This window comes from Azospirillum formosense (assembly GCF_013340925.1).
Classification (GTDB): Bacteria; Pseudomonadota; Alphaproteobacteria; order Azospirillales; family Azospirillaceae; genus Azospirillum; species Azospirillum formosense.
Window position 1 is genome coordinate 1 of sequence record NZ_WHOR01000183.1, and the last position, 11596, is coordinate 11596.

General features: G+C 67.9%; 12 protein-coding genes. 3 read left to right on the forward strand and 9 right to left on the reverse strand.

Features of this window, described 5'->3' with window-relative positions:
* The 5 genes from GBZ26_RS20455 to GBZ26_RS20475 form a co-directional block, all read right to left on the reverse strand.
* A partial coding sequence (locus GBZ26_RS20455) for an ATP-binding cassette domain-containing protein (RefSeq protein ID WP_174440419.1) occupies positions 1-619 on the reverse strand: 619 nt, incomplete at its 3' end.
* Between the two features lie 208 nt (positions 620-827).
* Positions 828-1847 carry a BMP family protein gene (locus GBZ26_RS20460; protein WP_174440420.1) on the reverse strand — a complete coding sequence of 340 codons (1020 nt, stop codon included), beginning with the start codon at positions 1845-1847 and terminating at the stop codon, positions 828-830.
* Between the two features lie 148 nt (positions 1848-1995).
* Positions 1996-2631 carry a uracil phosphoribosyltransferase gene (upp, locus tag GBZ26_RS20465; RefSeq protein WP_174440421.1) on the reverse strand — a complete coding sequence of 212 codons (636 nt, stop codon included), beginning with the start codon at positions 2629-2631 and terminating at the stop codon, positions 1996-1998.
* A gap of 29 nt (positions 2632-2660) precedes the next feature.
* Complete coding sequence (locus GBZ26_RS20470; RefSeq protein WP_174440422.1) at positions 2661-3869, reverse strand: URC4/urg3 family protein; 1209 nt, start codon at positions 3867-3869, stop codon at positions 2661-2663.
* Positions 3866-5128 carry a GTP cyclohydrolase II gene (locus GBZ26_RS20475; RefSeq protein ID WP_109139269.1) on the reverse strand — a complete coding sequence of 421 codons (1263 nt, stop codon included), beginning with the start codon at positions 5126-5128 and terminating at the stop codon, positions 3866-3868. The genes GBZ26_RS20470 and GBZ26_RS20475 overlap by 4 nt, the downstream gene beginning before the upstream one ends.
* Positions 5129-5442: 314 nt before the next feature.
* Between GBZ26_RS20475 and GBZ26_RS20480 the strand changes: the two genes are divergently transcribed.
* Entirely contained in the window at positions 5443-5721 is a 279-nt protein-coding gene (locus tag GBZ26_RS20480) for a hypothetical protein (protein WP_343207303.1), read from the forward strand.
* Positions 5722-5861: 140 nt separating this feature from the next.
* Here GBZ26_RS20480 and GBZ26_RS20485 read toward each other — a convergent pair whose 3' ends face one another.
* Complete coding sequence (locus GBZ26_RS20485; protein WP_174440424.1) at positions 5862-6263, reverse strand: hypothetical protein; 402 nt, start codon at positions 6261-6263, stop codon at positions 5862-5864.
* A 386-nt stretch (positions 6264-6649) separates the two neighbouring features.
* Between GBZ26_RS20485 and GBZ26_RS20490 the strand changes: the two genes are divergently transcribed.
* On the forward strand, positions 6650-8719 hold the full coding sequence (locus tag GBZ26_RS20490; protein ID WP_174440425.1) for a cellulase family glycosylhydrolase: 2070 nt from the start codon (positions 6650-6652) through the stop codon (positions 8717-8719).
* Positions 8720-8800: 81 nt separating this feature from the next.
* On the opposite strand, the gene GBZ26_RS20495 is transcribed toward GBZ26_RS20490, so the two are convergent.
* Both GBZ26_RS20495 and GBZ26_RS20500 read right to left on the reverse strand, forming a co-directional pair.
* Positions 8801-9145, reverse strand: coding sequence for a hypothetical protein (locus GBZ26_RS20495; RefSeq protein ID WP_246654133.1), 345 nt, complete (start codon positions 9143-9145; stop codon positions 8801-8803).
* A gap of 138 nt (positions 9146-9283) precedes the next feature.
* A complete protein-coding gene (locus GBZ26_RS20500; RefSeq protein ID WP_174440427.1) occupies positions 9284-9676 on the reverse strand; it encodes a hypothetical protein in 393 nt (130 codons plus the stop codon).
* Between the two features lie 340 nt (positions 9677-10016).
* Here GBZ26_RS20500 and GBZ26_RS20505 point away from each other — a divergent pair, with 340 nt between their 5' ends.
* Positions 10017-10316, forward strand: a complete 300-nt coding sequence (locus GBZ26_RS20505) for a hypothetical protein (protein ID WP_246654134.1) — start codon at positions 10017-10019, stop codon at positions 10314-10316.
* 60 nt (positions 10317-10376) lie between these two features.
* Here GBZ26_RS20505 and GBZ26_RS20510 read toward each other — a convergent pair whose 3' ends face one another.
* Positions 10377-11291, reverse strand: coding sequence for a transglycosylase SLT domain-containing protein (locus tag GBZ26_RS20510; RefSeq protein ID WP_174440429.1), 915 nt, complete (start codon positions 11289-11291; stop codon positions 10377-10379).
* Positions 11292-11596: the final 305 nt, after the last annotated feature.

Genomic DNA, 11596 nt, shown 5'->3' on the forward strand with positions numbered 1-11596 from the left:
AGACCTCGTTCATCTTGTGGCTGATGAAGACCACGGCCAGACCGTCGGCGGTCAGGCGGCGCAGCGTGTCGAACAGGCTGGCCGATTCCTGCGGGGTCAGCACCGCGGTCGGCTCGTCCAGGATCAGGACGCGGGCGTCGCGGTAGAGCGCCTTCAGGATCTCGGCCCGCTGCCGCTCGCCCACCGACAGGTCGCCGACCAGCGCGTCGGGCCGCACCTCCAGCCCGAAGCGGCGGGCGAGGTCGAGCAGCTTGGCCTTGGCGGCGGCGCGGTCGGAGCGCAGACGCCATAGCGACTCCGTGCCCACGGCGATGTTGTCGAGCACCGACAGGTTGTCGGCGAGCGTGAAGTGCTGGTGGACCATGCCGATCCCGGCGGCCAGCGCCGCGCGGGGGGAGCCGGGGGGAAGCGGCTGTCCGAACGCCTCGATGCTGCCCTCGTCGGCCACGTAATGGCCGAACAGGATGTTCATCAGGGTCGTCTTGCCGGCGCCGTTCTCGCCCAGCAGGGCCAGCACCTCGCCCTTGTGGAGCGTCAGCGAGATCGAATCGTTGGCGACGAGCGGCCCGAACCGCTTCGTGATGCCGGAGAGGCGGAGGACGATGGGGGGTGATGTCATGGATGTCCGCGGGTGCCGGAAGGCAAAGTGACTTTCCCTCTCCCGTCCCGGGAGAGGGTGGCGCCGAAGGCGCCGGGTGAGGGTCGTGCAAGGATCAATAAGCTTATCCTTGCCGGCACCCTCACCCTTCCCACGCCTTCGGCGTGGGTCCCTCCCTCTCCCGGGGCGGGAGAGGGACTGAACGGCGAGGCTTCTTAGAAAATGTGGATCACATCGTCGACTTGGGCTCGTTGTCGTTCACCTTCACGGTGAACTTGCCGTCAAGGATCTCCTGCTCGCGGGCCTTCACCTTGGCCATCACGTCGGCGGGAACCTTGCCCTCGAAGGTGCCGAGCGGGGCGAGGCTGGAGCCCTTGTGGACCATCTGGCTGTAGGGGCCGTAATCCTCGGCCTTGTAGCTGCCCGCCTTGACTGCGGCGATGGCGCGGTCCACCGACGGCTCCATGTGCCAGAGCGCGCTGGCGACCACGGTCTCCGGATACTGCGGCTGGGTGTTGATGACGTTGCCGATGGCCAGGACCTTGCGCTCCTTGGCGGCGTCGGACACGCCGAAACGCTCGGCGTACATCACGTCGGCGCCGCGGTCGATCATCGCGAAGGCGGCTTCCTTGGCCTTCGGCGGGTCGAACCAGGACCCGATGAAGCTGACCATGAACTTCACGTTCGGGTTCACCTCCTTGGCGCCCTCCATGAAGGCGTTCATCAGGCGGTTCACCTCCGGAATCGGGTAGCCGCCGACCATGCCGATGACGTTCGACTTGGACACCGCACCCGCGATCATGCCGGTCAGATAGGCCGGCTCCTGGATGTAGTTGTCGAAGACCGAGAAGTTCGGCTCCTGCGGCTTGAAGCTGGAGCCCATGACGAAGGCGGTCTTGGGATAGTCCTTCGCGACCGCGCGGGCCGCGCGCTCGACGCCGAAGACCTCGCCGAAGACGAGCTGCTGGCCGCCTTCGGCGTACTGGCGCATCACGCGCTCATAATCGGTGTTGGCGACCGACTCGGCCCAGACATACTCGATCTCGCCGCGGGCCTCGGCGGCCTTCAGGGCGGTGTGGATGCGGCTGACCCACTGCTGCTCGATCGGCACGGTGTAGATGCCGGCGACCTTGACCTTCGACTGAGCCCAGGCGGGCAGAGCCATCGCCGCGACGGCGGCGGCCGCCGCGCCGCACAGGACGGCGCGCCGCGCCACGCCCAACAGGCTCCCCCCAATCACATTCCCCATCTTGCAACCCCCTCCGTCTGCTTTGCTGTTTCAGCTCAGAAATGCAGCAGAGGCGTTGCAACGGCAATGCCATTCCGTGCGCGTCAGCCCTGCTGCGGCTCTCACGGGTCGGCAGGGTGGCATGTGACCAAAAGGGCGGCAATGATTCTCAGCGGGTGCCGTAAAGCCGATCGCCCGCGTCGCCCAGGCCGGGCAGGATGTAGCCGTTCCCGTCCAGCCGCTCGTCCACCGCGGCGGTGAAGACCGGCACGTCGGGGTGCGCGTCGTGGAAATTGCGCAAGCCCTCCGGGGCGGCCACCAGCACGGCCAGCTTGATCGAGGCCGCACCCGCGTCCTTCAGCCGGTGCACCGCCGCGACGGCCGTGTGGCCGGTGGCGAGCATGGGATCGACCAGGATGACCAGCCGCTCCTCGATGTCCTCCGGCACCTTGAAGAAATACTCGACGGGGGTCAGCGTCTCCTGGTCGCGGTAGAGGCCGATGTGCCCGATGCGGGCCGAGGGCAGCAGGGTGCGCATGCCGTCCAGCAGCCCTTGCCCGGCCCGCAGGATGGAGACGAGGCACAGTTTCTTGCCGGTCAGCAGCGGCGCGTCGAAGGTTGCCAGCGGCGTTTCCACCGGGCGGTCCTCCAGGGGAAGGTCGCGCGTCAGCTCGTAGCCCATCAGCTGCGACACCTCCCGCATCACCTCGTGGAACCGGGCGGTGGGAGTCTCCCGCCGCCGCAGAAGGGTCAGCTTGTGCTGGACCAGAGGATGGTCGATGACGGTGAGTGTCGGAATGGGCATGGGCGACCCTTCGGGTGGTTGGCGTCACATCAGAAGACGGTTCCATCGCTGCGGATGCGGATCGGCGGGCCGCCGCCGGGGCGGCGCTCGCGGGCGATCCGGCGCCCGGCGGTCCAGGTGCCGCCCTGGAGAACCTTGGCGAGCGGGAAGCTCTCCGCGGGCACGCCCAGCCGGGTGCGCACCTCGTCAGCGAGGCGGTCGAGCAGGGCGACGGTCAGGGCGCGCCACTCCACCACCGCCTCGTCCCCCACCTCCAGCGCGTCGGTGAGGAGGCGCGGATCCTTCGGCACCAGAACGCCGCTGTCCACCAGCAGCCCGCCGTTGCGGTACTCCGGCAGGCCGGTCAGCCGGTCCAGCCCGGTGACGGCGATGCCGGCCCCCTCCAGCGGCTCGACCAGAGAGTAGCTGAGCCATTGCGACAGCTTGTGGAAGGGGACGAGGCCGACCGCCGAATGACTCCAGCTGTCGCCGAGATTGACGCCGCCGCGCTCGATCCGGCCCGGCCAGATCGGTCCCAGCCCGCGCAACACCGCGTCGAGGATGGCGGTGGCGGGAAGCGTCCCGTCCACGGCCTGCGCCTTCAGCGCGTCGTAGAGGGTGCCGACCCGCCCCGGCGTGCCGAACAGGTCGGGCGCGGCGGTCAGCGCGCTTCCCAGACGGCGCAGCAGGGCGGCGCGCCCCTCCAACCCGACCAGCGGGTTGTCCGGCCCCACCTGGAAGCCACGGGCGAGCGCCGTCTCGGTGATGGCGGACAGGGCCGCCGCATCGGCACGCAGCGGGGCGTGGACCGGATCGTCGGCGAAACCACCGGAGCGGAACAGGTCGAAGCTGGCGATGGCCAACCCTTCGGAGCGGGCCAGTTCCACCCCCGCCGCGTCGCGGTAGCGCCAGCGGTCGCCCGCCCCGGCGTCCAGCAGAACGCTGGTCACCGCGAGGTCGAAGCGGATGCGCGCAATCTCGTCGGCGTCCGCCCTCAGCCCGGCGGCAAGCGTCGCCCAGCGGTCCTCGCCTTCCACCACGAAATGCCGCCAGCGGCTGTGGTAAGGGACGTCGAGGTCCGGGTAGGACTCCCGCGTCACCGCGGCGACCAGGGCGGCGGCATCAGGCAACCGCTCCGGGTGAAACGCGAAGTGGACCAGTTCGCCGCGCTCGGCCTTCGCCAGGATCGCGTGGGCGCGCTGGCGCACCGCGTCGGCGGAGAGCAGCCACCCCACATCATCGTCGCCGACGGCGCTCAATCGGTCAGCCCCCGGCCCTTGGCGACGGTCAGCTCCTCCGCGGTCGGCACGGCAGGGGTGAAGTAGCCGGCGGCCTTCTTGGCGTCCATCTCCACCTTGGCGTCGTCGGGGATCAGCTCCTCCGGGATCGGGATCTGCTCGACGATCTCGATGCCGGCGCGGCGGATGGCGTCGGACTTCATGTTGCTCATCGATACCATGCGGTCGATGCGGGTGACGCCCAGCCAGTGGAAGACGTCGGGCATCAGCTCCTGGAAGCGCATGTCCTGGACGCCGGCCACGCATTCCGTCCGCTCGAAATAGGCTTCCGCCCGGTCGCCGCCGGGCTGCCGCTTGCGCGCGTTGTAGACCAGGAACTTGGTCACCTCGCCGAGCGCCCGCCCTTCCTTCCGGTTGTAGATGACGAGGCCGGCGCCGTTCTCCTGGGCGGTGCGGATGCACTCCTCGACGCCGTGGGTCAGGTAGGGGCGGCAGGTGCAGATGTCGGAGCCGAAGACGTCCGACCCGTTGCACTCGTCATGGACCCGGCAGGCCACCTTGCGCGCCGGGTCGGTCAGCGCCGCCACGTCTCCCAGGATGTAGACGGTCAGCCCGTTGATCGGCGGCAGGAAGACCTTCAGGTCGGGGCGGGTCACCAGCTCCGGGAACATGCTGCCGGTGTGCTCGAACAGGCCGCGGCGCAGCGCGCTCTCGGTGATGCCGAAGCGCTTGGCGATGCCGGGGAGGAACCACACCGGCTCGATGGCGACCTTGGTCACGCGGGCATCGCCGCTGGGCAGCAGGATCTGGCCGTCCGCCGCCAGCCGTCCGGCGCGCATGGCGTCCACCAGCTCCGGCATCTTGATGCGCGCCTTGGTCACCGCGATGGTCGGGCGCACGTCGACGCCGCGCGCCAGATGATCGCCGAAGGCCTCGCTGACCATGTGGCCGAAGGGGTCGATGGAGACGATCGTCTCCGGATCGCCCCATTGCGGGTGCGGGCCGATGGGCTCCGCCGGGGCGGTGTTGGTCAGGTCCGGCACGTGATAGGCGCTGAGCTGCCCCGCCGCGACGGCGAGCGCCCGGTAGACCGCGTAGCTGCCGGCGTGGGCGCCGATGGCGTTGCGTTGCGCCGGGTCGGAGAGGGAGGCGACGACCGGCCCGCGCTCCGCGGCGGTGGGGGCGCCCCAGTGGACCGGGGTGTAGCGCGGCTTGGCGCCGCCGGTCGGGTGCGAGGCGAGCACGATGTGACGTTGCGGCTGGTTGCGGCGGCTTTCCATACGGACGCTCCCGATGCCATTCACCATGCGACAGTGTGACACAGTTTCGGCGCCTGCGAACACCAAATCGAATGGCCGTAACCTCTGACGTTCGTTCGGTTTTCGATCCGCCATTTCCGCCGGGGGGCACCACCTTCGGGGAATAAGGGGTGCCCGAAATTTGTCCCAGGGCGAATGGTTGGAGCCAGAGCTTGGGCGCACGATCTGCTGTTAGGATCGGGTCAATCGATCGCAGAAAAAGGATGCAGGGAATGTCCGTCCACTCAGGCGCGGGCCATTCAGGCAAAGGTGGAATTGGCAAGCGTGGTTGGGGGGTGGCGCTGGGAAGCCTGGTGCTGACCGTCGCGCTGGCCGCTCCGGCCATGGCCGACGACCACAAGCATTGGCGCAAGCACAAGCACAAGCATCACCACCACCATGGACACGGCCCCGTGGTGATCTACGAGCCGCCCCCGCCGGTGGTGGTGATGCGCCGTCCGCCGCCGGTCTACTACGCCCCGGCCCCGCGCGTGGTCTACGCACCGCCGCCTCCGCCGGTCTATTACGCGCCCGCCCCGGGCCTCAGCGTCCAGATGAACATCCCGCTGCGCTGAGTCCGCCGTCCTGCGGAAGGCGGCCCGCGACCGGGCGCGCCTTCACCGCAGGGCTTTCATTGGAGGGCTTCCACTGGAGGCCTTTCACTGGAGGCCTTTCACTGGAGGCCTTTCACTGGAGGCCTTTCACTGGAGGATCGTCACCGCAGGACGCGGCACGGATCCACGATCAGCATGTCCACCGGCTCGTCCTCGCCCTTGGCGGGCATGTCCTCGTGCTTGGGGATCAGCAGGCAGCGCCCGTCCTGAAGCAGGACGGCCTTCACCCGGAACCACATCGTCTTCGGGTTGCTGCCGAAGGTGATTTCAAACGAATCGCCCGCGGCGATGCGAGCGGGCACCGGCACGTTGCCGTACTCGCGGCAGGTGTGGGTGAACACCCAATTGCGGCACAGCTTGAAGGTGGCCGACCCGTTGGTGGTCACCAGCGACACGCTCTGCCCAACGGCGGGAGCCTGTGCCGCCTGAACCGGTGCGCCGGCAAGCGTGGTTGCCAAAGCCGCCGTCCAAAGCACCGCCACCATCCTCATGCCCGTCATCATCCACCATCCGTCGTGGCGCACAGTGTAGCACGCGCGGCCTCGCCCACGGGTTGACACTTCGGAAGGGCGGACTCCGCGCCGGCTCGCACCACGCTGTCCATACCGGGACGATGGGGGCATCCCGGATGTGAACCGGTTGGCCTCCCGCCTGTGACCAGACTGGGGCACGGGCGTCGAACGGTCCTGCGCGAGGGCGGCGGCGGTGTTCACGGTGCAGCCCCGCAAAGCCAGAGCGGGCCTGCTGTTGCGCCGCCGCATCAGACAACGCCGGCCGGCGGTCGCTGCTATTTGCCACAAATGGTTAATTCATTTTAAAGGAATTGTTAGCATCTCATTAACCATCTAGAGCCACGGTCTAGCCATCGAAACCGCAATGGAATAGACAAATGGCGACGACCTCCACTGGTTTGACCAAGTCCAAAATCGTCGTGAACGCCTATGGCACCTCTTCGGACGCTGTGAATCCTCACTTTCGTCTGATGATCGACGGCAAGGATGTTGGTCAGGCGTCGGTGGGCTCGGCCGAGCCGAAAGCCTATACATTCGACGTTGACGTTTCCTCTGGTCAGGCACACAAGGTCCAGGTCGTTTATGACAACGACGACGTGAACGCCGGGTCGAACCGCGACCTGGGCGTCAAATCCATCGTCATCAACGGCCACACGCTGAACCCGACCGACGCGAGCTACGAGCGGCACGACGACACCGGCGGGACCGTGGCCGGCCAGGAAGGGCTGTGGTGGAACGGGGCGCTGACCTTCTCCACTCCGGCGTCGCTCTACGGTGCCACGCCCGATACGGGCACCTCCGGCAGCATCCCCGCCGCGCCGGAGGCCGCCAGCGCCGCCACGGGCGGCAGCGACGCCTCCGCCGCCACCGGCTCCTCGACCATCACCATCAACGCCCGCGGCAACGCCGCGGCGGGCCAGAACGCGCACTTCACGGTGCTGGCGGACGGCAAGACGATCGGCGAGGGCACGGCCGGCACGGAGTCGAAGGACTTCTCCTTCAAGACCGATCTGGCCGCCGACCAGGCGCACAAGATCCAGGTCCAGTACGACAACGACGCCACGCTGGACGGCCAGGACCGCAACCTGCATGTCGGCAGCGTGACCATCAACGGCCACGAATACGCCCCGACCGACTCCGCGGTCAGCTATGACAAGGGCGCGCTCGACGGCAAGGACGTCATCAAGGGGCAGGCCGACCTGTGGTGGAACGGCACGCTGGTGGTCGAGGCCGACAAGGGCCTGTTCACCGCCGAGTCCGCCACCGCGCCCTCCACAACGCCGAGCAAAACGCCGGTCGCGCCGACCGCCCCGGTGACCACGCCCTCCACCGACAGCGGCGCCGGGTCCAGCGGCGGCTACCTGCACACCGACGGCAGCCAGATCGTCGACAGCGCCGGCAACAACGTGAAGCTGACCGGCGTCAACTGGTTCGGCGCGGAGGGTTATGCCTTCGCCCCGCAGGGGCTGTGGCAGGACAGCTACATGAACATCATGAACCAGATGCAGGACCAGGGGTTCAACACCATCCGCCTGCCCTGGTCGGATGCCATGCTGGACAACGGCCGGATGCCCACCGGCATCGACTATTCGAAGAATCCGGAGCTTCAGGGCAAGACCAGCCTCGAGGTGTTCGACAAGATCATCGAACACGCCGATCAGACCGGCATGAAGATCATCCTCGACCATCACCGCTCCGGCGACGGCGCGTCGGCCAACGAGAACGGGCTCTGGTACACCAGCCAGTATCCGGAATCGAAGATGATCGAGAACTGGAAGATGCTGGCCCAGCGCTACGCCGACAACCCGTCGGTCGTCGCCGCCGACCTGCACAACGAGCCGCACGGCCAGGCCACCTGGGGCGACGGCAACCAGGCCACCGACTGGAAGGCCGCGGCGGAGCGCATCGGCAACGCCGTCCAATCGGTCAACCCGAACTGGCTGCTGATCGTCGAGGGCGTCGAGAACTCGTCCGAGGGCACCTACTGGTGGGGCGGCAACCTGGACGGCGTGAAGACCGACCCGGTCGACTTCAACGTCGACAACAAGCTGGTCTATTCCGTCCACGACTATCCGCCGTCGATGGCCGGCTTCGGCTGGTTCAACGACCCCAGCTACCCGAACAACATGAAGGACATCTGGACGGACGCCTGGGGCTGGATCGTCCAGAAGGACATCGCGCCGGTCCTCGTCGGCGAGTTCGGCACCAAGCTGGAAACCGGCCAGGACAAGCAGTGGCTCGACGCCATGGTCAAGTACATGGACGGCGACTACAACGGCGACGGCAAGTCCGATCTGGCGGCGGGCGACCAGGGCGTCAGCTTCACCTACTGGGCCTGGAGCCCCGGCTCGGGCGACACCGGCGGCATCATGACCGACGACTGGGCGGTGAACACGGCGAAGATGAGCGCCATCGAGCCGGCCCTGTTCGACGGCGCCATCGCCTGATCGCACACGTGGTCCGTTGAGGAATCGCCCGGCATCGGAGGATCTCCGGCGCCGGGCTTCTCACGTTTTCCAGCGCCGCCGTTACGCCGAGACCGCGCCGCGCGGGCGGAACAGCGCTTCCGCCTCGGCCCGCGGGTCGCGGAGAAGGCTGGCCGGTTGTCCCGGGCGCCCGCCGCCGGCCAGGATGGCGACCGTCTCGGCCAGCCACAGATAGGGCCCGCTGCGCCCGGCTTCGGGAAGGCGGGACAGGTCGCGCAGGTAATTGCCGACCGCCTGGGTCAGCGCCTGCTCGCCCGTGGCGCCCTGCACCCGTCCGGCGGCGGCGGCGAAGCGGCGGCGTTCCTCCGCATCCGTCTTCACCCGTTCCTCCACGGCCTTCAGAAGCGCCGCCCGGGTGCGGGGACCGTTCAGCAGGTTCAGAGCCATCACGACGGGATCGACCGGCCTCGCGGGGCGCGAAGCGGAGTCCCCCACCGTACGCCGCGGCTCGGCCCCGCGGCGCGTCGAATGTCCGTTCTGCATGGAATGTTTGGCTTTCTTTCCCCGGAAGGGCCGAGCAGCCCTTCAGATGGTGTAGGTTCCCTCGAACAGGTCGCCGAGTGCGAGGCGCATCAGGGACCGGGTCCGGGTGACGCGCCGATGCTCGTCGCGCGCGGTGACCATATGACAACGCCGGCACAGCCACTGCCGTTCCATCGCCTTCTCGGCGCGGCGGCGGTACAGCCCGACGATGCTCCGCGAGGTTCTGACCCCGGCATATTCGACCACGTCTGGCCAGGGGGCCGGGTCGCCTTCGTCGCTGAACCAGAGTCCGTCGGGCGATAGCCAGCGGCCGTCCGGAAGGCAGCGCAACGTATGGCCGTGCGGGCGCCCGCAATGCTCGCACCGCGGAGCGGCAGGGCTGGGGGCTATGGAGCGGTCCTGATGTTCGGCGGGACGGTCGATGAGGCGGGCCATTCTGACCAGGGATGGTGGCTGCGAACAAAACCTAAACCGAATCTAGCGCATCCCACGGTCCGTGGGAATCCCCAACGATGGCCCGCCCGCGGTAATTCTTCGATCACAGGTTATGACGAAAGCCGTGTGCATCGCCGCCTCGGCACCTTGTGCGGGACCCGGCCGCCGCTTTTGCAAGCCGGTGGGGCCGGTACGAGCATTTTGCCTCTGGTTCCTGTGCGCCACTGCCTATACGCTGTCAGACAAATCGGAGCTATAGGTCATGGAAAAGGTAACAGTGCCGCAGACTTCGGTCGCGCCCGTCCCCGGAAATTCCACCGGAGGTGGTGTGAAACAGCGCGTGGATTTCGAACTGAATGGCGTCCGCATCGTCGCTTTCCTGGACAGCGACCAGCCCACCCAGCCCGGCGGCATCATGTGGCCGCAGGTTGCCGAATCCTACGCTGCGGAGCAGGGGATCGGCATGAGCGATGTCCGCTGGTACAGCGTGCAGCCCTACCGTTTCGCGAACGGGCGCCCCAACGTCAATGAATACCGTCCCAACGGCCAGACCTGGAAGTTCGAGACCAACCTGAACACGGCGGCGGAGATCGTCCGCCGCCTGGGCCTGGACCTCGATTCCCTGCCGCTCGACATCTGATCCCGCATCCAGTTTGGCGCCTCCGGGCGCCCATGCGCTTATCATCGTGATGCCGGGCGCTCACGCGCCCGGGGGCACCACGAAGCAGGCCATGCCCATGCCCGTCAGGCCGGCGCAGCTCTGCGCCGCGTCCTGTTGCGTCAGGCCGGTCAGCCGGGCGCGGTAGAGCGGTCCGTTCTGGGTGTCCACCGTCTGCACCACCCGCTCCGTGCGGCTCAGCGTGCCCGGCATGGACCGGCGCGCCCGGTCGATGATGCGGGCGCTGTCATCCGGCGACCGGAAGGCGCCGAGCTGGACGGTCCAGCCGCCCGCCGCGGCGACCTTCACCGGCAACGGCGTGGCCGCGATGACCGGCGGGGGCAGGGGAGCGACCGGCGGGGCCGGCACCGGAGTCACCGGCACCACCGGGGCCGGCGCGGGGGAAATGGGAGGAGGCTGTGTGGCGGGCAGGCTGGCGACCTCCACCGTACCGCCGGTGGCGCCACCCTCCAGGCGCGGCGATACCGACGCGATGTAGCGCCGCGTCTCGCCGGGCAGGCGGCGGTTGCCGGCCAGATAATCCGCGTAGCAGCCCGGCCCGCAATTGTAGGCGCCGAGGAAGCCCGGCGACCCGAACAGGTCGTACATCTCCCTAAGATAGGCGGTGCCTGCCAGGATGTTGTCCCGCGGGTGATAGGGGTCGGAGCCCAGCCCGTGCTTGCGGCGCATCTCCGAATAGGTCACCGGCATCACCTGCATCAGCCCCATGGCGCCGGCATGGCTGGTGATGGGGCGCCCGTTCATCATGGTGCGCCCGCCGCTCTCCTGGCGGATGACCTCGCGAATCCACTGCTCCGGCATGCCGAAGCGGCGGGAGGCCTCCGCGATATGGGCGTCGATGTTGGTGTCGCGGGAGGAGGATGACGGATCGCTGGCGCACGCCGCGAGAAGGCCGGACAGAAGGGCCGCCGTCAGGAGCGATTTTCTGAAACGCACAGTGCCGTCCACCTGTTGTGACGATCGATCGGATAGCCGGTGGAGACCGGGACGGCAAGATTGCACATTTCCCTCAAATCCTGAATGGCCCTGTCTGTGACCAATGGTTCTTTGTGACGCCGGCGTTTCAGAAAAAATGCTGGTCGATGAAAAAAGCGCTTGCCGGGTTTGGCCGAGGCGCCTATAACCCGGCTCCCACGACGCCGGGGCCGCTGAGAAGCGCGACGGCGGCAAGGGAACGGCGGAGACGCCGAAGACGAGACGAAGTAACGATGGCCGATGTGAAAACAAAGGCTTGACAGACC

Coding starts and splice junctions, on each gene's coding strand:
- GBZ26_RS20500 (WP_174440427.1), bottom strand. CDS start 9,676: ATGGCCCGCCTCATCGACCGTCCCGCCGAACATCAGGACCGCTCCATA.
- GBZ26_RS20475 (WP_109139269.1), bottom strand. CDS start 5,128: ATGGAAAGCCGCCGCAACCAGCCGCAACGTCACATCGTGCTCGCCTCG.
- upp (WP_174440421.1), bottom strand. CDS start 2,631: ATGCCCATTCCGACACTCACCGTCATCGACCATCCTCTGGTCCAGCAC.
- GBZ26_RS20490 (WP_174440425.1), top strand. CDS start 6,650: ATGGCGACGACCTCCACTGGTTTGACCAAGTCCAAAATCGTCGTGAAC.
- GBZ26_RS20485 (WP_174440424.1), bottom strand. CDS start 6,263: ATGATGACGGGCATGAGGATGGTGGCGGTGCTTTGGACGGCGGCTTTG.
- GBZ26_RS20460 (WP_174440420.1), bottom strand. CDS start 1,847: ATGGGGAATGTGATTGGGGGGAGCCTGTTGGGCGTGGCGCGGCGCGCC.
- GBZ26_RS20495 (WP_246654133.1), bottom strand. CDS start 9,145: ATGGCTCTGAACCTGCTGAACGGTCCCCGCACCCGGGCGGCGCTTCTG.